We start from the raw sequence: 20,891 nt of genomic DNA, 5'->3' as shown, positions 1-20,891 counted from the left end.
GTTCTGGATAGCTTTGCCATCTTGGTGGTGATGTTTGCCATTTTTGATGATCTTTTGGCTCTGGCAGTGGGGGCATTTCATTGCTTTCTCCTTGTCTCTGCCTCTATTTTCTCACATCACTAATTTATTGACCAGTGCCCATACCGCCCGCTATGCGGGCGGTATGCTCTCTGGTTTTGGTTTTTAATTATGCCTAGCTACTTAATGCGCGAATCTCGATCTACCTTGACAAAGTTGTAGGGAGCCGTGAAGTCGTTGTAGCGAATTCTGAGGCGGTTTTCAAATTGTTGATCGAGGGCTTCAACGGCAGCGGCAAATTCGGGTTCTTTGTCCCAATCGATGAGGAAAGAGCCGTTATAAATCATGCTTTCCGTGAGTAGTTCGCCCTCAGCATATTCATGGGATAGGGGTTTCAGGGTATTTAAGAAGGCTGTGATAATTACTTGTTGGCGTTCTTCGATCGCCGATTCTAGTTCTTGACCGATCGCGATCGCCTCATCCATGCTCAAGACCTTACCAACTAAAGCTTCGCGCCTTTGGCGCAAGCCCGCATTTTCGGCAACAGCAAGGTTTAATTCTTCGGTTTGATTCCAAAATAATTTGACGCTTACCTCCCGCTTGCCAATTAGGTTGTGAATTAGCTCCTTGAGCTTGGTTTCGTAAGGGATGAGCAGGTCGCGTTGAACATCTTCCCAGTTTTCTACCACTAGCCCAAACTGTAAGGGGAGGGGAACGGCTTGATGCGGATCGATCACTTTCATCAGCGATTCTAAAACGGTTTCATGGGTGATGAGGTTGGCGCGACTGGCTAGATAGCGTTCTTGTTGGGCTTCACTGTAGGCGATTGCAAAGGGGGGGAGGGCATGAAACTGGACGGATTGAGCATTCATACCTTGGAGATCGAGATTTTGAATGAGATCCAGATTTTCAGCTTGCAAAATTGCGTACAGATATAAACTCATGGGATTAACAGATTAGTTAAGGATATCTATTCTAAGCTTGGCGATGCTTTGCCCTCAAGGTAATTATGGCTGGGATGCTAGTGGTGAATTATCGCTAAACCTTAGTGATGATCGCGCGATCGAAGACTTTGCCATCGGTCGCGATCGCTTTGGTGATGATTTTATCTTGATAGACATCAAAGGTCATGAAGCTATGCTGGGAACTCACAAAGGCGGTTTGAGGTAATCCTGTAAATTTATATAAAGGTGCGCCGCCGCCACCATTGACAATGTAGGTCGTGCCATCGATCGGGTTGAACCGCTCATACCCGTGATCATGTCCGCAGAGATATATAGGCACTTTATGTTTGGCAAATAAAGGCGCGAGTTTGGCGGCGAGTTTGGGGTCGCTGCCATGTCTGCCCGATGAATAAAGGGGGTGATGTCCATAGACAATTTTCCAAGGTGCTTTACTCTTGGTTAATTGGAGATCGAGCCAAGCAAGCTGCGTTTCCCAATCGGCATTGCCATTGGTATCGATCGCAAAAAATTCTACGGTTCCCTCCGCAACTTCGCCTTTGGTGAAAGTGTAGTAGCGATCGCTCATGTTAAAAGGCTTGTAATTAATCTGATCGAGTCCGTTATTAGTCTTGGCAATATCGTGATTGCCCAGCACAGCATAAAATTTCACATTCTCTTTGAGCAATGGGGCATAGGGTTCTTCAAAATAAGCCTTGGCTAATTTGATCTCCCCATAGGAATAGATATTGTCACCTGCCATTAACACAAAGGCATAGGGCTTTTGTTGATAGGTTTCCCACATGGACTTAGCCACCGCCATCTGGTCGGCGCTACCAAAGCCATTGTCGGCGATCGCAGCAAAGCGTAGTAATGGCTCCTCGGTGGTTTCTAGGGATATTTCTGAGTTTGCTTCAGAAGTTTGGTTAGGGCTACTTGATGGTGACTTCGCTAATGCAGGTTCATATTGACTGTTCAATGGGACTTTTGATTTGGCGATCGCCTCATAAACTAAAGCGCCAACTACAGGTACTCCCAACAATGTCAGTAAAAGTTGACGACGTTTCATAAATTACTAGCGAATATTATGCGAATTTACTATATCAAGAAATCTAAGAAATAGCTGTAGTAAGCCACACCCGATCTATAAACTCTATAGCACATCCAACAGTTAAATCAGCCATAAGATCGGCAATAAAGTTCGGATCGATTTGCAGTAAGCTTTATGGAGAAGCTAACCTTGGCACTGGTCAGCTAATGGGGGATGTGGGAATGTGGGATGAGTTCTGAAACGTCTGTTTCATGCCGATAAAAAAGACGCAAATACGTCGATCATGATTTAGCTGACCAGTGCCAGATCAAACTGTAAGTCAAATGGATTTAAATAAGATTAATGTAATTGTAGATGGATATAACTTAGAGATGCAGCAGGGTACAGGAATAAAAACTTATGCTACAACTCTTGTCAATGCACTTATTTCTCTTGGTGTGAACGTTGATTTGTTGTGTAGTCGCCATGTTACTGATAGAGATAATTCATTGTTAGTTGAGAGTATGTTTTTTGATGATCAAAAAGGTGAAATAGATTGTTCAAAGTTAAAACTGTTAAAACTATTTCTAAAACTGTACTTTAATCACATTAAAGAAATTCCAAATACTGAATTTGTCATAAAGCAAGAAAGTGATTTCATCTTTAGTAATTTATCAGCCAGTGGGAAAATACTTAATATTAGTGGATGTTATACCCTAGCGAATAGTTTATACAGACTTGCAAGACTCAATACAACAGTAAATGTCTCAAGAAAAATAGATGTATGGCACATGACTTATCCCATACCAATCAAAATAAAAAATGCTAAAACAATTGCGACTATTCACGATCTAGTCCCTCTGAAACTCCCTTACACAACGTTAGACGATAAAAAGTACTTTTTCAATATTGTGGATAGCACAATCAAAAAATCCGATCTAATCCTAACTGTTTCTGAAAGCGCAAGGCAAGATATCCTTCAATGTTTTGACATAGATCCAGAGAAAGTATTCTTAACCTATCAACCTATCATCAATAACTCTGCTTTAATTAAAGAAGATTCAGTTAGTAGTGTGTTAGATCGATATTCATTAGAATTTCAAAAATATATTCTCTTTGTGGGTGCCATAGAGCCCAAAAAAAATGTAGGAAGGCTGGTAGAAGCTTATAAAGGCTTGGATACAGACATGAAACTGGTTATAGTCGGCAAAAAAGCGTGGTTGTGGAAAGATACAATAGATAATATTAAAAATCTGTTCGGAAAAAATTTCTCAAAAAAAGTAAAAATTCTTAATTACTTACCTAGAAAAGATTTAGGTTACCTGTACACAGGAGCTTTTTGTTTTGTTTTTCCATCTTTGTATGAGGGATTTGGATTACCTCCATTAGAAGCAATGTCTTTTAATTGTCCAGTGATTACTTCCAAAGTTTCTTCTCTGCCAGAAGTGTGTGGAGATGCAGCTATATACATAGACCCCTATGACTCAGATGACATCAGAGAAGGTATTGAGAAACTGATAAATAATCCTCACGTCAGATCAAAGCTAATTGAATCAGGGAAAGAAAGGTTGAAAATATTTAGTATGGAAAATTACAAGGAAAAACTTTACAAAGCCTATACAAAGATAATCTAATCAAGTTACTACTTAACTAAATACTTATTAGCAAAAAAGGTTAAAATGTCTATGCCGTTCCCCCTCAATGATCCATACTGGTCAAACATAGTAGATTTTTTAAGAAGCAAAATGAAATCTACTGACAAAGTATTCGCTCCCAACGAATTTGGTGAAACCATCACTTCTGTTATCTCGTATCTCCGCTTTGTCGAGGAAAATTTGAATGATGGTATCCAGTGGTTTGTGATTCACAAAGGAATGATGAAGGATATTAATTATTCGATATTAGAAAAGATTAAAGACGAACAATATCCTCCAGTTTTTGCGAATGAAGTTTTTGTGGTTTTCTGTAATAACCCTGATACAGATAGTTTGGATAAAGCCTCCAAGCACGTTAAGCCTCTTTTTGAGAAACTAGATTTATTGATAGAGCTAGAAGTTAATGATGGGAATAAAATCAGTAAATCTGACTCAACCTTTTTTGCTGACTTTAGCAAAAATGAGTTTATTAGGTCGCTGCTTCAACTATCTAAGGAGGGACAGCCTAACATCAATGAATTGAACTTACTCCTTCGCGATATTAAGTCAATGCGTTTAAATATAAAAAACTTTGGCTATGAATTAGCTAAAGATCTTCGCAGGGATAACTTAGATATGGATGAAGAGTTAAGTTTCCAACCCATTAATCTTCAATCTAAAGCGACTACTCAAGAAGATATAGAGAGCAAATGGCTCAAATATTGGTGTCAACAATTAAAAATCGATCCCATTTATCATCGAAAAATATGGGAACTTTGCTATGTTCCACAAGCTATATACAATCATTTTGGAGATAAACAAGAACTGACTGGTATAGGTTTTGGCTGTGGTCAAGAGCCTCTCCCATCTCTGTTTGCTTCAATGGGATGGCAAATTACAGTGACAGATTTGCATCCGGACAAAGTTAAAGGATTAGGGTGGATGGAAACTGGTCAGCATACTAATATGCTCGAACAAGTTTTTTTTTCAACCATTGTTGATAAAGAGACGTTTACCCAGAACGTTAGACTAAAATATGTTGACATGAACGAGATTCCCGAAAACTTGCATGATAGCTATGATTTTTGCTGGTCTATATGCGCTCTAGAGCATCTAGGGTCTATAAATAATGGTTTAAACTTTATCGAGAATTCCCTTAAGGTTTTGAAATCAGGTGGGATCGCAGTGCATACTACTGAGTACAACTATACAAACGAACCCGAAACTATAGACAATTGGTCAACTGTGATTTTTCAGGATCGTCATTTTAAAGATATTTATAACAGACTAGTAAGTGAGGGACATAAGGTCGCAACGCTAAACTTTGATGTAGGAAGTCAGCCGCTAGATAGGTTCATCGACCTACCACCCTATGCTGTAGGAGAAGGCTGGTTATCCAAAGAAACTTGGGGGGATAGTAATCAGGGCGCACATCTGAAACTCAGTGTAGATGGTTATCCATGTACTTGTTTCGGTTTAATTATACAAAAGTATTAAAGATGCCTCTTGTACTTTGACGCTAGAGCTTTGGGCATAAATACAAAGAGATTAAAGATGAGTCATTATCATATATTCTTATACACCAACTCTGAGTACAGGATAAAAATACTGTAATCTTCTCCCAGTAGCGGTTTTTGGGTATGCATCTAAAAGACTTAACTTCTCAATCATACAAAGAATTTAATTGCTACAACATTCCAAGTAATTTGACTTCTGCCCAAGGCTCTAGTCTGCTTCACAAATCACTGGTTATCAGACTAGACAAGCTCGTACCATTCTAAATACTTTATGTAAAGAGGGTTTCTTGGTCTCTGACACACCAAAAAGTGCTGTAAGAATTGTATTTCCATTAAAGGCTATAGATCGAATTTTCCCATCTTTATACCCTTCTCAGACAAGATAAGTATCGTTTTTTGATCGGAAAATCTCTTCGCATTTTCGAGGTTAATTCCTTGACGGTTTCGGAGAAATCAGCTTCGCAGCGTGACTGAGTTTGAGTTGCGTAGGAAATTTGATAAAATCAATATACCTGTCCCATTTGCTACTCTGTCATGATTGCCAATATGCTCCCAAATTCTGCTCCCAAAATCCTACCACTATTGGGGCGATCGCAATCCGAACTCACGGAATGGGTAGTTTCGCAGGGGCAGCCTAGTTATCGCGGTAAGCAGCTTTATGCGTGGCTGTATGAAAAAGGGGCGCGGAGTCTTGACGATATTACGGTTTTTCCGAAGGCATGGCGCGAAGAATTTGCCCAAAACCCAACCGTGGAAATTGGGCGATCGCAGATTTACCTGCACAAACAAACTCGCGATGGGACGGAGAAATTTCTCTTAAAACTAGCCGACGGCGAAATTGTCGAAACCGTTGGTATTCCTACCAGTAAACGCTTGACGGTCTGCGTCTCCACTCAGGTGGGCTGTCCTATGGGCTGTGACTTTTGTGCCACGGGTAAAGGTGGATTTCGGCGCAACTTAGCCAAGCATGAAATCATCGACCAAGTGCTGACCGTACAGGAAGTAATGCAGCAGCGCGTCAGCCATATCGTGTTTATGGGCATGGGTGAACCCCTGCTCAATTATGAAAATTTAGTTGGAGCGATCGGGGTCATCAACAAAGATATTGGCATCGGTCAGCGGAATATCACCGTTTCTACGGTTGGCATTCCCAATCAAATCCCCCGATTTGCGGAAGAACATTTGCAAGTCACGCTGGCGGTCAGCCTCCATGCCCCCACGCAGGAAGTTCGCGCCCAAGTAATTCCCTCCGCCGATCGCTATCCCCTGATCGCCCTCATGGATGATTGTCGCGAATATGTAGAGATCACTGGGCGCAGAATTAGTTTTGAATATACGCTACTGGCGGGAGTGAATGACTCTGCGGAGCAAGCGCAGGAACTCGCCTATTTGATTCGTGGTTTCCAAAGTCACGTTAATCTGATCCCCTATAATCCTGTATCCGATGCCGATTACAAACGCCCCAGCGAGAGGGCAATTCAAACCTTTGTCCAGATCTTAGAAGACCATAAAATAGCAGTGAGTGTGCGTCGGACAAGAGGGCTAGAGGCTGACGCAGCTTGCGGACAGTTGCGCGGTCAACATGAAAAGGCTTTAGCAAAATAGCTGCACAGGATGAAAGGTAAAGTTTTTATTGTGGGCGCAGGAATTGGTGGCGTGGAGTTTCTGACGGTTCGCGCTAGGGATTTGATATGTACTGCTGAAATAATTATTAGTGATGCACTGGTCGATCGCACTTTATTAGATCTGGCTCCAGAGAAATGCGATCGCATTATTGCGGGTAAACGGGGCGGACAGGAGAGCGTCAAACAAGCCGAAATCAACCAAATGTTGGTGGAATATTGCTTAAAAGGTAAGCGTGTGGTGAGGCTCAAAAGTGGCGATCCTTGGATATTTGGGCGATCGCTACCTGAGATACTTGCTTTACAAGATGCAAATTGTGAATGGGAAGTCGTGGCAGGGATTTCTAGTGCGATCGCCGCGCCGATGCTAGCGGGGATTCCGCTAACGGAAGTGGAAGCGAGTTCTTGCTTTGCGGTGATGACGGGGCATGATTTGGAGCGGTTGCCTTGGGAGGCGATCGCGCAAATCCCGACGCTGGTAATTTTGATGGGGACAAATAATCTGGCGAGATTATTGGCAAAATTACAGGGAGGCAAATCGGGGGATACCCCAATGGCGATCGTGCGCTGGTGTGGAAGAATCGCACAGCAGGTATGGACGGGGACTCTGGCGGACATTCAATCCAAATTGCCAGATGGCTCCCTATCGCCTGCGGTGATTGTTATTGGTGAAGTCGTAAAGTTTCATGAGCAATTGTCGATGCAGGGTGAGCGATCGTTGGAAAATTTTGGGCAGAGTCCAGAAAAGGAAAATTTTGCGTTGCAAGGGAAAACTATTTTAGTAACGAGGTCTGCGGGGCAGGCTAGTCAGTTTACGGATTTGCTGATCGGTCTTGGCGCAAAGGCGATCGAGATGCCTACTTTAGCGATTTTGCCGCCGACCAGTTGGGAAATGCTTGATCGCGCGATCGCCGATCTCGCCCATTATGATTGGTTGATTTTGACTTCCGCAAATGCGGTGGAGAGCTTTTTTGGGCGCTTGCAAAAATCTGGTAAAGATAGTCGTGCTTTGCATTCCCTTAAAGTAGCCGTAGTAGGGCGCAAAACAGCCGAAGTTCTGGCAAATTATGGAATTACGCCCGATTTAGTACCCGTAGATTTTATTGCTGATTCCTTGATCGATGCTTTTCTGACGGGCAATCATGTTTTAACAGGCAAAAGGTTGTTATTTCCGCGTGTTGAATCGGGTGGGCGCGAGATTTTGGTGGAGCAGTTGCAGCAGCATGGGGCTGTGGTCGAGGCGATCGCAGCCTACGAGTCGGGATGTCCTGAAGCGATCGATCCCTTAGCCCTAGAAGCCATTCAAAATCAAGATCTAGATGCGATCGCCTTTGCCAGCTCAAAGACGGTGAGACATTTTTGTTTGCTACTAGATCGGGTTGTTAGTCGGGAGACTTGGCAATCTTGGCTAGCCTCGGTAAAAATTGCCTCCATTGGTCCTCAGACTTCTAGCACTTGTTATGAGTTGTTGGGGCGTGTCGATTGTGAAGCTGAGGAATATACCCTAGATGGACTGGCAGAGGCGATCGCGAAAAAACTTAAAACCTAAAAGAGAGAGGCGGTCTTTTCATAGTATGACAAGCAGGATCTATAGATTTATAGCTACCGCCAGTCTTGTTAGGACAGAATTAAAGCCCAAGATCGTGTTGTCGCGCTCCGTGCGGCAACCCGATCTTGGGTTTTATGTCCTGATACAGTTGGCGGTAGCTATAATTCGGTTATAGAAACAAGCAATTTCTGACATTTACTTGTTTTTTCCTTACAATATAAGTACAGGTAAATATATCGTCTCTGTTAAGCATGTAGTTTAAGCCTGTAGTTTGAGTATGTATTTTTAAGACGGCAATTCATCGATCGCTTTGCGAAAGATGAGTCCTCTCAAAATCTGAAATTACATAAGTAGTTCAGCATAATTAACAACCAAAACCAGAGAGCGTACCGCTCGCTACGCGGATGTTACGCTCTTCTAGATTTTAAGTTTACTTATGTTTAGCTGCTTACTTTACTGATGCTAAAGAGTCAATTGATAAGCCTAATGGCATTTTTTATTGAGGCTGAACTATATGGAACTTGTTGCTTATCTTCATGGTGAAATGCTTTGCGAACGCTTAGAGCAAGGCGAATCTATTGATCGGAATGTGGATTGTCAATTGTTGAATTCGATCGCTCAATCTTCACAGCAAGCTAAGTCGCTCCTCTGTGTAGGGCTAGCCGCCAGCGCGATCGCGATGAATATGCCTAGTGGTGCTTTTGCTTACCAGCCTGAGGTGGCAAACATTCAACAGTTACTAGCCAAGCGCGGCTTTAACCCAGGGGCGATCGATGGGGTAAAGGGAGCTGCCACTACAGAAGCAATTGTTGCCGCGCAAATATTTTATAAATTAGATGCCGATGGAGTTGCTGGCGCTCAGACCCTAGCCGCTTTGCAAGCAGATACCTACGAAGCTAATGCCGCGAATACAGTTCCAACTACGCCAATTTCGGACGTGAAACCTGCGGTTGATAGTCCTAATAAATCCGACGCGATTAAAAATCTACAGCAGCTACTCAGCGATCGCGGGTTTTATGGTGGTGCGATCGATGGCATTAAAGGTCCAATGACCCAAGAAGCAGTTATTCTGGCTCAAAAGACCTATGGTCTAATTCCTGATGGCGTTGCGGGATCGCTCACCCTTGCGGCTCTAGAAGCGGGTAGCAATGTCGTACCTATTAGTTATAAAGACCCAGCCAGTCAGCCAACCGCTAGTAATTCCGATGATGTAATTAAGAAGGGACAAGTCCTATTAAGCAATCTCGGTCTGTATGACGGTGCGATTGATGGCATTCAGGGAGCCCAGACTACGGCGGCGATTAAAAAAGCGCAAGCCCTCTATGGATTACCTGTGGATGGTGTGCTTGGCGCTCAGACCTTAGCTGCTTTGCAATCCTAGGATATGTGGCGATCGCTCGATCATAGCTACATTCACTTGATTGACAGCGCTTTGCACTCAAACCCAACCCAAGGAAATTTTTGAAAGCGTTGCGAAGCAACGCTTTCAAAAATTTCCTTGGGGTTCTTTTGATCGATAATTGATGTAGAACAAACCAAACCCCAAGCATTGACTGGCGGCGCTTTGCGCCGCCAGTCAATGCTTGGGGTTTATGTCCTAGTAAACTTGGCGATCGCTCTATTACTAATTTATGAATTCTGTTATCGATCTGAATATCCCCAAAATGTTGATCTCATTGGGTTTGATTGCGATCGCCATTGGGTTTTCGATTTGGCAAAAACTCGCGATCGAGCGCAGCCTATTAATTGCGACCTTTCGCAGTGTGATTCAGCTCATCGTCGTTGGTTTCTTGCTAGATACGGTGTTTGCCATTAAACAACCTGTCCCGATCCTCTTCATTATTATCTTGATGAGTCTGATGGCAGCCCGTGAAGCTAAAAACCGCATCCGTGAAAAATTACCCTACGCTTTGCCGATTATGTGGGTTTCCGTAATCGTAGGAACGCTCACCATTCTTGCTTACACCACATTTTTAGTCGTCCAGCCCGATACTTGGTATGCGCCACAATACTTGATCCCATTGGCCGGAATGATCTTGGGTAACTCCATGAATGGAGCCGCGATCTCAGCAGAGAGATTTACACAGGATCTAGTCAAGCGATCGCGAGAAATCGAGACGTATTTGTGTTTGGGTGCTACGCCGCAACAGGCGATCGCCAATTACCAAGCCGACGCAATCAGAGCAGCAATGATCCCCACGATTAACGTGATGATGGTGGCAGGCGTAGTGTCATTACCCGGAATGATGACGGGACAGATCTTAGGTGGTGTTTCTCCTCTATTGGCCGTGCGTTATCAATTAGTAATTTTATTTGCGATTACTACCGCTAATCTAATCACGGCTTTGATCTTAACTAATCTTGTGAGTCGGCAATTTTTTACACCTGCTCAACAATTAAAATTACCGTAAAGGTATCTGAAAAAGCTATAGATATCAAAAAACAAGGATTAGATGTTGCGGCGCAAAGCGCCGCAACATCTAATCCTTCACTGGCAATGGAGTAAGCCCTATTCAAAAAACTACTGGACAGCGATATTTGTTTGATTTAATTGCTTAAATTTGCGACGGACAAACCTCAAAAAAGTTAACCACTTCTGAGCAGGAAAGTCGTAAAAAGCAAAGATATCACCATAGGCGGCAAAGGCATTTTGATGATGCAACCAATGTCTTTCGGGAGTCGTAATATAGAACCATTCACAAATGGATTTAATTGGTTCTGGAGTCTTCCACTCAAGGATGGACACATGTCGCCACACCACATGAAACTCTCCGAGTAATAGACCGATTACAGTACCCACTGCCGATAACTGCCATAACCAAGGCGTAAAGATAAAATAAGGAACTGCTCCTAAAATGCCATCAAGCAATACGAGAGGATTTCTGGTTAAAACTGCATAGTGAAGAAAGCTGCGGTTTTTGCCATGATGCACGATGGAGTGAAACTTACCAAATACATGTTCGGGAACATGATAAAAAAACGTTGAAAAGAAGTCGCCTAGCAGAAGTAGCAATGTTGTTGCTGCGATCGCCTTAACCAATTCTAAAGTAACTTCTAAAATAACTTCCAAAGTAAACCCTCACAACTTGGATTAAGCCTAAGAGATGAAGTTAAAGTTGCGTTTATACCGAGGTTAAGAAAAGATTTGTGATGAGTAAATGTACTTGAAGTGCCCTTAAATCGTTAATTTATTCTTTAGCTAGTTGCGGGTTTGCTTAATAAAACTTAAGAATTTAAGGATTGGCAGAAGTGGCTAGGCGATCGCTTAAAAAGCGATACCATCCAGCGGCAATATCAACATCTGTAAATCTGATGCTGGGCATTTCCCCTGTTTTTAGGAGTAACTCTACCGAGATTTGTTTGGCATTGAGGGGGAATTCCGCATCTTTCTCATCAAAGAACTTGCTATCAATCCGAAATCGAATACGGGCAATATCTTGAAAGGTGACCGTCTGGAGATGGCTAGGTTCTTTGCGAGTGGGCTTTCCCCATGTTAGGCGATCGCCCTTTTGACCTAAAACGGCATAGATGTCATATTTGTGGCGTTCAAATTGTTCCGCCCAACGTTTATAGGACTCAATTTTTTGGTATTCATTCCAGCCTGACCATGCTAGCCAAAAGAATATAGCTAACAGAGGCAACCACAATAATCCACGTTCCATAGATCAGAATTTACTCTATTAATCTTGCTTGATATCGCGCTAAAAGCCTTTACCGTTACGATCGCTTTAAAACACTTTTGCAACGCTATAGTTACGAGTATGGAGGGGCTCGAACCCCCGACCCTCAGAACCGGAATCTGATGCTCTATCCAACTGAGCTACATACCCAAGCAGGATTTGATTATACCATAGGTTTATCCTTGGCAGGCACTTTATCGTAGCCCTAGGAATTAAAAGAAAATCGCCGTACAGCAAGCAAACTGCCTAATACACCGATCGTCGCGCCGAAAATTACTAATACTACGGGCAAGAGGAACTGTACCCGTAAATCCGTCGTTAAACCGAGCGTAAGGGATTTAATCAGTTCGGGTTGATTAACGATCGCCCCACCTAAAAGATTGAGACTGAGCATCAGCATTACGTAGGCGGTAGCCGCACCCATGATCCCAAAAAATACACCTTGCAGTACAAACGGGAAATAAATCCATGCTGCCGTTGCCCCGACTAATTGCATGACCTCAATTTCTCGCCGCCGCGCCAATACAATTAACCGAATCGTCGTGGTAATTACAGCGATCGCAATTACCGTAAAAATCGCCACAATTGCCACGCTGCTATTGCTCAAAGCGCGGCGCAGTTGCCCAATTCTTTCGACAACTTCGTTCGTATACCAAACCTCATTAATTCCCTTCAAACCAGAAATACGTTTAGCAACATCGGGCACGCGATCGCTAGAAGTAGCTCGCACTTTAAATTCGTCAACCAGAGGGTTGCCTCCCAGTTGTTGGGTTGCTTGGCTGAGATCGTTCTTGCCTAGATCCTTCATCAAATTTTGCCATGCGTCTTCCTTGGGAATGAGCTTAGCGGCGGCAACCCCATCCACCAAAAGCAAACGCGATTGCATCGACTCACCCACGGTATTCTCATCTAGATAGACCGAAATCTCTAGTTGACTGCCCAACTGTCCCAACACATTTTCTAGCTGCCATGAAATTTGGAGGCTAGCCCCAAATAGGAACAACAACACCGCCACTGTGCTAATTGCGGCCCAGTTCATCCAGCCACCACGCCTTAAACCTAAAAAAGTCTCGCGCAGCAGATAGTCAATTTTAGTAAAGAAGCGAACGAAACCCTGCACCATTACCAATTACCAATTACCAATTACCAATTACCAATTAATTACTAAAACCTAATTCCCTCAGCATAATTAAAATCTAAGGCTAAAACCTGTGGCGTACAAGCAGCTTGCACCGCAGGTTTTAGGGTTTTATATTTAACTAAGCCCATTTACTTAAACAATATATCCGTTCTGTAAATGTAATACGGGATGATTAGCGGCTCGGACTAACTGCTCATCGTGGGTTGTCAATAGTACCGTTACTCCAAAAGAATTTAATTTTTTCAAGATCTTAATGACTTGCCAAGCATTATCAGGATCGAGATTTCCTGTCGGCTCATCGGCTAGGACGAGAGGTGGCGTATTGACGATCGCGCGGGCGATGCTCGTCCGCTGCTGCTCTCCTCCCGACAGCTCTTCAGGAAAACAGTCCGCCTTATGCATTAGCCCCACCATCTTGAGGGCTGGCTGAACCCGTCGCTGAATTTCCTTGTAGGTATAGCCCTGAGCCATTAAGACAAAAGCAACATTCTCAGAAACCGTACGTTTAGGTACGAGTTTGTAGTCTTGAAAGACAATACCGATCTTGCGACGCAGCATCGCCAAATTATTGCCTTTTAAACCCTTAAGGTTAAATCCATTCACAATTACTTCGCCATCGGTTGCTTGTTCGGCTCCATAGAGTAACTTTAATAGGGTCGATTTCCCCGATCCTGAATGCCCCGTAATAAATTTAAAATCCCCTTTATAAAGCTCGATATTGACATCGCGTAATCCAATTGCGCCATTGGCGTAGGTCTTACGAACATTTTCTAATTTGACGATCGTTGACTTTTGGCTTTGGTTATTTTGACTTTGGTTATTTTGACTTTGGTTATTTTGACCATGACTAGCATTGTCGTCAGTCTTATTCTTGTTGGCGTTAGTTGAAGTGGGGTTGGGTTTGGTTGGCAGTTTTAGCATGGGCGATCGCTTAAATATTCTGAAAAACCAGAGCATAGTTGCACCATGCCCGATCTTTGTACTTGAGATTATACAGACCCAGTCAAGGGATCGACATCGGCTATTGTTGCCATCTGCAAATTAAACGCGATCGCTTCTAATTTTTGGGTAGCGATATGCTAAATTATTGCGGGTTTAAGAGCTAAAACTGACAAAAGCTAGTAAGCTTTTATTTACTTGTTAGGCTTCTAATTGACGTAAGCTCTAATCAATCCCTAATTAAATCAAAAATATGCTTGCTATCATTGTCGTTTAGAATTTTTACTATCCTGTCAGTGACAGTAATCTAATCGCCCAGAAAATTGGCTAATCAAGCTAAATCTCTATTCACCAAAATAACTGAGGGGTTATCAGCAGTGGCAGCTCACAAAATATTAGTAATTGATGATAGTCGCGTAATCCGTAATATGGTTCGTGATATGCTCCCGCCCGCAAACTTTGAGGTGCTAGAGGCAGCTGATGGTATTAAGGGACTAGAAATGATCCAACAGCAAAAGCCTTGGATGATCATGCTAGATTTTCTATTGCCTCGGATGAGCGGCTTTGAGGTTTACGAGACTTTGCAACAGAGCCCAGAATTGAGACGGATTCCCCTAGTTTTGATGTCTGGTCGCAAGGAGGAAGTAACTAGCAAAATTGCTGAGCCGTTTGAAGACAAATACCTCGTATTTATCGAAAAGCCTTTTGAACAAAAAGAACTGATCACAGCAATCAAAAAGGCGATGGTTTTGGTACAGAAGATGCCTCCCATCTCTGTCGTTACTCCAAGTACCCCCGTTGCCGATGCTGTGCCTCAAGAAAGGTCGGATGATGGTTTACTACAACGTATTGAAGAGCTAGAAGCCAAACATAAGCTTTTAGAACAGCAAGTGGCTTCCCAACAGAAGCAATTCCAACAACTGGTTGATTTTATCAAGAAAAAACTAAAATAGTCTGAAATTAGCCATTGTCGATAGTTATTTCGCTGTAACCCCACAAAAAAATGCTAGGAAAAGCTTTGCCTTTCCTAGCATTTTTTTGTGAGTTCAGGATAATTTGAAACGGTTTTTGAGAAAGGGTTTGCGTAGCAAACCCTTTCTCAAAAACCAAAAGTATAGCTGCCGCCAAATGTACTAGGACATAAACCCCAATAATTGACTGGCGGCGCGAAGCGCCGCCAGTCAATTATTGGGGTTTGATTTGTCCTAATTCAAGTGACTGTAGCTATAAAAGCCTTGCTTAGCAAGGCTTTGACTTTTTAGGGATGAATTGAACCATCGGGCATAGTTGCGCCACTTAAATTTGTATGATCGAGTTTCGTCAAGCTAAGGTCAGCTTTGAGGAGATTGGCTTCGCTTAGGTTGGCATGATTGAGATCGGCGCGAGTTAAAATTGCTCCTCTTAGATCGGCTTTTGTGAGATTTGCTTGACTGAGATCTGCCCAGCCGAGATCGGCTCCGCGTAGGTCTGCGCCGCTCAAATTAACGTGGGTTAAGATCGATTCGCTAAGGTCAATCCCATGCAGCGAGACTCCCTGCATATCGATGTCATGCAGATGGGTTTGCTCGAAGTTGCGATCGCCTTTAGCATAGCGATCAAGTAGTTCGGTCTTAGTTAGCGCGGCATGGGAGGGTAATGTCATAGGTTTGGGCTAAAACCGCTAAAATTCGGTTTTATAATCATAACAACAAACAGACGAATAGGAGAAATGGCACTTTGAGCAGGCTCTTTGTTATAATCTGATTTTTTGTGATGACAGATTGGTTGCAACGAACGGAGCTGCTGATTGGTGCAGATGGATTGAAAAAACTCCAACAGGCTAACGTCCTAGTTGTAGGAATGGGAGGTGTGGGCAGTTTTGCGGCAGAGTTTTTATGTCGAGCGGGGATCGGTCGCATGACAATTGTGGATGGCGATCGCGTTGATCCCTCCAATAAAAATCGTCAGATTGTCGCGCTCGATAGCACTGTCGATGTTCATAAAGCGGATGTCATGGCGGTGAGAATGCGGGATATCAATCCAGAGATGCAATTGACCGTCATTAAGGAATTTTTAACTCCCGATCTGATGATGGAGTTAGTTACGACTAAGTTTGATTGGGTACTAGACTGCATTGATAGTTTGCAGCCCAAGCTTTATTTTCTGGGGGCAGCAGCTACGAATGGGGTAAAGGTCGCTAGTAGTATGGGTGCTGGCGGCAGGATCGATCCGCAGAAGGTGAGAATCGCGCCAATTTTTGAAACTGATTGTTGTCGGTTTGCTTACAAAATTCGGAAAGGGCTAAGGCGTAAGGGTTTCGCTCAGGCAAATATTATTGCTGTTTATTCCGAGGAGTTGGTCAATCGGAATTCATTGCAGTTAACTGATGGCAGTAACTTTAAGCGATCGTATTACGGCACAATTTCCTACTTACCTGCCCTATTTGGGTTAAACCTTGCCAGTATCGTCATTCGTGATTTAATCGCATAGTTTTATAGCTATCGCCAAATGTACTAGGACATAAACCCCCAGAATTGACTGGCGGCGCGAAGCGCCGCCAGTCAATTCTGGGGGTTTGATTTGTCCTAATTCAAGTGACTGTAGCTATGTCAGGATATAAAGCCCAAAATAGTATTGCCGCGCGGAGCGCGGCAATACTATTTTGGGCTTTATTTTTGTCCTAACAAGACTGGCGGTAGCTATAAAAGCGAATGGCGGGAATCGAACCCGCAACATCTGCTTGGAAGGCAGAGGTTTTACCACTAAACTACATTCGCAAATAGATATTCGCAAATAGGAATTCACTAGATGCAGTTACTTATTGTAGCAGCGATCGCGCAATTGTCAAAGATTTTTCTGGCAAATCTATGGCGAATGCCCCGAAGGTTGGACTTATTTAGAATTCGCAATAGCCTTGATCCATTTCAATCCGCTCTAGTACCTTTAAACCACGGGGATCTCCCAGCTTCCGTAGAGCATTTCTCGCATCAGTTTGGACGCTCAGATCGTCATCATCGAGGGCATCGATCAATGCGTCTAAGGCATTTTGATAAATTTCGTCTTGGGTATGAAAGTCGCGGTGCATTGGCAAAATTAATTTACCCAGTGACCAAGCACAGTTGCCCCGCACGGCTGACATGGTGTCACTGATCAAGGCATCGGTTAAGGGTTCGATCGCCTCTGCATCGCCTAATTGACCTAAGGCGCTTGCCGCCCATAGACGTACCGCAGTAATGTCATACTTTAAGGCTGAGATTAAGGGTTGCAAACCCAAGGAGGCGCGACAGGTTCCTAGCGCCCAAACGATGCCTTTGCGGACATAGCCATTCCAGTCTTGGTTGAGTTGGCTAATTAAGGGGGCGATTGCCTGCTCGCTTTTATTTCTGCCTAAAGCATAGGCGGCACTCACCCTAACGAGGGGACATTCATCTTGGAGAAGTTCGATGAGGCGAGGGATTGCCCTTAGATCTTCTAATTCACAGAAAGCTCTCGCTGCTTGCATTCTCTCTAAAATTACGTCCGAGTTGAGGAAGGCTAACATCTCATCAGGATCGGGAAGAGGTATTGCCTCTTCGGGTGGCAAATCCAATGGACTGAGTGGAGATGCGTCAATGTCTAAAATATTTAAGTCGTCATTGCGTGTCATGGCGATCGTCATGGCAAAAAATCGAGCAAAATTGGATGCCCCAAGGTGTAGTTGTTATCTTACAGTATTAAAGCCAAAAAATTAGAGAGGGTTACTTTCCGTCTCCCTCGGATTTTGGTTTGCTTAAAAAGGTTTCCAGTCGGGCGATCGCAACATTTTGAAATGCTCGAAACGCTGATGGAAATAACTATCATCAAGTTTGCTGTGATTGTGAACGATCGCTGATTTGACACTGATTGCCCATGACCAGATCTGGGCGACTTGAATCAGTGGTTGCATACATTTCAACTCAATCTCTTCCAGCGGTTCCGTTGACTGATAACCCTGCAAAAAGGCTTTGCGAACGCTGGGACTAATGCCTGCTTGCAACGTAACTTGTAAAAATTTAGCAATATCAAAGGCTCGCCAACCATAGCCACATTGATCGAAATCAAAAAGGGTGATTTCATTGGTTTCGGTAAAGTGAACATTGCCACTATGGGGATCGCCCCAGCAAACGCTCCAAATTGGTAATTCTTTGGGGAGATGGCGGAGTTGCTCTTTAATTTGAGCGATCGCTTCATTTATGTACGAACGTGCGGAAATCTTTAAAAATGGTGCGAGCTCTCGTAAGGAATCATCTAATAAATAGTTAACTGTGAGATGGGGGCGATCGGCAGGACAGTGAAAGTTTTGGGCAGTTTTATGGAGTCTGGCTAAGGTTTCGCCCAACCTTTGAGCTTGCAATTTATTAAGATCACCAACGGCAACTTGACCTGCGGCGTAGCTAAAGAGAGAGGCATAGCGCTTGCCTTCGAGGGCAGAAATTTCGATCACTAGTTTGCCATCGAGGGTGGAAAGGGGATGGGCAACAGGAATATGATTTTTATGTAAAAATGCTAATAGTTCTAACTCAAACTCGATTTCGGCGTGCGATCGCCAATGGGCATGGGAAACACGTAAGACATAACGGCGATCGCCTGCTTCGACCAGATAGATATCACTGAGTCCCCGCATCCAGAATACACAACTGGTAATTTCGCCCACAGCATAGCGAGACAAGACACGATCTACCAAAGCCTGTGGCGCAAGGGTGGAATAGGTGATGGGGAAATGTTGGTCAGACATATGCTGAACATGCTTTAAAGACCAATCCGCGACAGGCATGGCGATCGATATGTTGGTGAATTTTTGCTGTTAAATTACATATATCGCAGAGTCGCCATCAAAATTGTTTGTCAAAAACCAAAAGTTATTTTTATGAGCAAGTTCCAATAAGAGAAGTTTGGCGCAAAGCGCCAGACTTCTCTTATACCAAATCACAAAATGGCGTAGCCATTTTGTGATTTTAAAAGCCTTACTGGGTTTGGTTTTCAATCCCCAAAAGTGTAGCCACACTTTTGGAAATAGGTATTAGGGACTTGCGAGAGAATAAGATACCAATCCAGATTTGTCAGAATCGGTGGCGCGGCTCCGCCGCGCCACCGATTCTGGTTTTATATTTGGTACTTCATTAAATCGCAAGTCCCTTATTGGGGAATAAACTTGATAAGGCTTTTACTTCTGGGCTTTTTTAAAATTTGCCAGCTTAGCCCGAACTGACGTTAAGTAATTCGGCATAATTAAAAAACAAAAACAGAGAGTGTACCGCCCGCTTAGCGGGCGATACACTCTCTAGTTGTGAAGTTTACTTCTTAGCTACTTACATTTTCTATCTGGGGTATTCTTAAATACTATGACAAACTCCCCAAATCCCCACCCCAAAACAACCGCAAACGAAATCATTGTCAATGTTAGCAATGAAAATGTCTCGCGCCGAGCGCGTGTCCGCGAACATGTTAATCCATTAGCCAAGAAATATAGTGTGGCGATCGCGCCGCCGATCTGGACAGAAATTTATGCTGACTGGTCAAAGCCCCTGAGTCTGGATATAGGTTCGGCGAGGGGACGCTATATTTTGCAGATGGCTCAGATGAAGCCTGATTGGAATTTTTTAGGCTTAGAAATTCGGGAACCCCTCGTCGATCGCTGTAATGAAGTGCGCGACGAACTAAGCTTAAAAAATCTGCATTATATTTTTTGCAATGCCAATGTATCTTTGGCTGGACTATTACCTAAAGGCTCGTTGCATGAAGTCACCATTCAATTTCCCGATCCTTGGTTTAAGCGTCGCCAACAAAAGCGCCGGGCCGTTCAGCCCGAACTAGTCGCCACCTTAGCGGAACTACTCGTACCCAATGCCGATGTATTTTTGCAATCCGATGTCTATGATGTTGCCCTAGATATGCGCCAACATTTTGAGGCAAATGAGAATTTTGTCAATTTAGCGGGAGCAGGTAACTTTGCGGATGGGGCTATTTTTCCTGAACATATTCCCACCGAGCGCGAAAGTTCAGTGATTTCGCAAGGTCTGCCAGTGTATCGCGCTTATTTCAAACGGAAATAGACTGTTTCTCATAAAAAAAGCGGTGTGAAGCACCGCTTTTTTTGTTAAGTAGCTAGGCATAAGTAAACTTAAAACCCAGAAGAGCAGACCGCCCGCGCAGCGGGCGGTCTGCTCTTCTGGGCTAGCTACTTAGTACCAATTCACGAAAGTGTGACAACACTTTTGTGAATTAAACACCAAACCCAGTAATACCAATTTACAAAATGGCGTAGCCATTTTGTGATTTTAAAACCCTTGCTGGATTTGGGTTTTAATTCCCAAAAGTGTAGCCACACTTTTGGGAATTGGTATAAGGTTTTGAGATTCCCAAAATGGCAACGCCATTTTGGGAATTGGTATTATTCAGTTGGTTTCGGTGCATGAAGCCCAATGGAATTCCCTTCGGTATCGAGAATTAGTCCAATAAAACCGGGGTCACCAATATCGGTTGTGGACATACAAATTTTGCCGCCACTGGATTCTACCCGTTCGAGTGCTTGCTTTAGGTTCTCAACAGTACCCAAATTTAGGTAGATCAAAGCACCAGTCGCGGAAGGCGTTAAGCGATCGCTCTTGACAATCGCGCCACCAACACCTTGGAGATCGTTAGAGAATATAGCTTGTGGTTCTCCCATGAATTCCGATTTATGGAACTCTGTTGCCAACACTGTGCTGTAAAAGTTTACCGCCCGATCAAAGTCAGTTGAGGGGATCTCAAACCAGTTAATTACGTTATGCATTTAAAATCCTCTTAAATATTAGGTCTTATACAGGTTAAGGCAGCTCGTTGG

General features: G+C 43.5%; 19 protein-coding genes and 2 tRNA genes. 9 read left to right on the top strand and 12 right to left on the bottom strand.

Annotated features, from left to right (window positions below):
• Positions 1 to 197: 197 nt before the first annotated feature.
• The gene (locus tag PseudUWO310_RS17810) at positions 198 to 962 is read right to left on the bottom strand and encodes a GvpL/GvpF family gas vesicle protein (RefSeq protein WP_142603626.1); all 765 of its coding nucleotides are present in this window, start codon (positions 960 to 962) and stop codon (positions 198 to 200) included.
• Positions 963 to 1,056: 94 nt separating this feature from the next.
• Positions 1,057 to 2,028: a metallophosphoesterase gene (locus PseudUWO310_RS17805; protein WP_142603624.1), complete on the bottom strand. Its 972-nt coding sequence runs from the start codon at positions 2,026 to 2,028 to the stop codon at positions 1,057 to 1,059.
• 281 nt (positions 2,029 to 2,309) lie between these two features.
• Here PseudUWO310_RS17805 and PseudUWO310_RS17800 point away from each other — a divergent pair, with 281 nt between their 5' ends.
• The 6 genes from PseudUWO310_RS17800 (at position 2,310) to PseudUWO310_RS17775 (ending at position 10,722) form a co-directional block, all read left to right on the top strand.
• Positions 2,310 to 3,623, top strand: coding sequence for a glycosyltransferase family 4 protein (locus PseudUWO310_RS17800; protein WP_223805736.1), 1,314 nt, complete (start codon positions 2,310 to 2,312; stop codon positions 3,621 to 3,623).
• 111 nt (positions 3,624 to 3,734) lie between these two features.
• Positions 3,735 to 5,120 carry a methyltransferase domain-containing protein gene (locus tag PseudUWO310_RS17795; RefSeq protein WP_223805735.1) on the top strand — a complete coding sequence of 462 codons (1,386 nt, stop codon included), beginning with the start codon at positions 3,735 to 3,737 and terminating at the stop codon, positions 5,118 to 5,120.
• A 566-nt stretch (positions 5,121 to 5,686) separates the two neighbouring features.
• Complete coding sequence (rlmN, locus tag PseudUWO310_RS17790; RefSeq protein WP_223805734.1) at positions 5,687 to 6,745, top strand: 23S rRNA (adenine(2503)-C(2))-methyltransferase RlmN; 1,059 nt, start codon at positions 5,687 to 5,689, stop codon at positions 6,743 to 6,745.
• 9 nt (positions 6,746 to 6,754) lie between these two features.
• Positions 6,755 to 8,311, top strand: coding sequence for a uroporphyrinogen-III C-methyltransferase (gene cobA, locus PseudUWO310_RS17785; protein WP_142603620.1), 1,557 nt, complete (start codon positions 6,755 to 6,757; stop codon positions 8,309 to 8,311).
• A gap of 514 nt (positions 8,312 to 8,825) precedes the next feature.
• The gene (locus PseudUWO310_RS17780; protein ID WP_142603618.1) at positions 8,826 to 9,692 is read left to right on the top strand and encodes a peptidoglycan-binding domain-containing protein; all 867 of its coding nucleotides are present in this window, start codon (positions 8,826 to 8,828) and stop codon (positions 9,690 to 9,692) included.
• A gap of 250 nt (positions 9,693 to 9,942) precedes the next feature.
• Entirely contained in the window at positions 9,943 to 10,722 is a 780-nt protein-coding gene (locus PseudUWO310_RS17775; protein WP_142603616.1) for an ABC transporter permease, read from the top strand.
• 110 nt (positions 10,723 to 10,832) lie between these two features.
• On the opposite strand, the gene PseudUWO310_RS17770 is transcribed toward PseudUWO310_RS17775, so the two are convergent.
• The 5 genes from PseudUWO310_RS17770 to ftsE form a co-directional block, all read right to left on the bottom strand.
• Positions 10,833 to 11,381, bottom strand: coding sequence for a sterol desaturase (locus tag PseudUWO310_RS17770; RefSeq protein ID WP_142603614.1), 549 nt, complete (start codon positions 11,379 to 11,381; stop codon positions 10,833 to 10,835).
• 163 nt (positions 11,382 to 11,544) lie between these two features.
• The gene (locus tag PseudUWO310_RS17765) at positions 11,545 to 11,973 is read right to left on the bottom strand and encodes a hypothetical protein (protein ID WP_142603612.1); all 429 of its coding nucleotides are present in this window, start codon (positions 11,971 to 11,973) and stop codon (positions 11,545 to 11,547) included.
• Between the two features lie 94 nt (positions 11,974 to 12,067).
• Positions 12,068 to 12,141, bottom strand: a tRNA-Arg gene (locus PseudUWO310_RS17760).
• 55 nt (positions 12,142 to 12,196) lie between these two features.
• Positions 12,197 to 13,114: a cell division protein FtsX gene (locus tag PseudUWO310_RS17755; RefSeq protein ID WP_142603610.1), complete on the bottom strand. Its 918-nt coding sequence runs from the start codon at positions 13,112 to 13,114 to the stop codon at positions 12,197 to 12,199.
• Between the two features lie 150 nt (positions 13,115 to 13,264).
• Positions 13,265 to 14,053, bottom strand: coding sequence for a cell division ATP-binding protein FtsE (ftsE, locus tag PseudUWO310_RS17750; RefSeq protein WP_142603639.1), 789 nt, complete (start codon positions 14,051 to 14,053; stop codon positions 13,265 to 13,267).
• 395 nt (positions 14,054 to 14,448) lie between these two features.
• Here ftsE and PseudUWO310_RS17745 point away from each other — a divergent pair, with 395 nt between their 5' ends.
• On the top strand, positions 14,449 to 15,024 hold the full coding sequence (locus PseudUWO310_RS17745; RefSeq protein ID WP_142603607.1) for a PleD family two-component system response regulator: 576 nt from the start codon (positions 14,449 to 14,451) through the stop codon (positions 15,022 to 15,024).
• Positions 15,025 to 15,329: 305 nt separating this feature from the next.
• On the opposite strand, the gene PseudUWO310_RS17740 is transcribed toward PseudUWO310_RS17745, so the two are convergent.
• Positions 15,330 to 15,713 carry a pentapeptide repeat-containing protein gene (locus PseudUWO310_RS17740; RefSeq protein ID WP_142603605.1) on the bottom strand — a complete coding sequence of 128 codons (384 nt, stop codon included), beginning with the start codon at positions 15,711 to 15,713 and terminating at the stop codon, positions 15,330 to 15,332.
• A 110-nt stretch (positions 15,714 to 15,823) separates the two neighbouring features.
• On the opposite strand from PseudUWO310_RS17740, the gene PseudUWO310_RS17735 reads away from it, so the two are divergent.
• Positions 15,824 to 16,540, top strand: coding sequence for a ThiF family adenylyltransferase (locus tag PseudUWO310_RS17735; protein WP_055077084.1), 717 nt, complete (start codon positions 15,824 to 15,826; stop codon positions 16,538 to 16,540).
• Positions 16,541 to 16,756: 216 nt separating this feature from the next.
• On the opposite strand, the gene PseudUWO310_RS17730 is transcribed toward PseudUWO310_RS17735, so the two are convergent.
• From PseudUWO310_RS17730 to PseudUWO310_RS17720, 3 genes are all read right to left on the bottom strand, one after another.
• A tRNA-Gly gene (locus PseudUWO310_RS17730) sits at positions 16,757 to 16,827 on the bottom strand.
• Positions 16,828 to 16,946: 119 nt separating this feature from the next.
• Positions 16,947 to 17,708, bottom strand: a complete 762-nt coding sequence (locus tag PseudUWO310_RS17725; protein WP_223805732.1) for a HEAT repeat domain-containing protein — start codon at positions 17,706 to 17,708, stop codon at positions 16,947 to 16,949.
• A 111-nt stretch (positions 17,709 to 17,819) separates the two neighbouring features.
• Positions 17,820 to 18,842, bottom strand: coding sequence for a homoserine kinase (locus PseudUWO310_RS17720; protein WP_223805731.1), 1,023 nt, complete (start codon positions 18,840 to 18,842; stop codon positions 17,820 to 17,822).
• A 568-nt stretch (positions 18,843 to 19,410) separates the two neighbouring features.
• Here PseudUWO310_RS17720 and trmB point away from each other — a divergent pair.
• A complete protein-coding gene (gene trmB, locus PseudUWO310_RS17715; protein ID WP_142603603.1) occupies positions 19,411 to 20,121 on the top strand; it encodes a tRNA (guanosine(46)-N7)-methyltransferase TrmB in 711 nt (236 codons plus the stop codon).
• Positions 20,122 to 20,459: 338 nt separating this feature from the next.
• Here the strand turns inward: trmB and PseudUWO310_RS17710 are convergent, their stop codons facing one another.
• Complete coding sequence (locus PseudUWO310_RS17710; protein ID WP_142603601.1) at positions 20,460 to 20,840, bottom strand: VOC family protein; 381 nt, start codon at positions 20,838 to 20,840, stop codon at positions 20,460 to 20,462.
• Between the last annotated feature and the right edge of the window lie 51 nt (positions 20,841 to 20,891).

It is taken from the genome of Pseudanabaena sp. UWO310 (assembly GCF_006861605.1).
Classification (GTDB): domain Bacteria; phylum Cyanobacteriota; class Cyanobacteriia; order Pseudanabaenales; family Pseudanabaenaceae; genus Pseudanabaena.
This window is presented reverse-complemented; position numbering and strand designations above follow the sequence as displayed.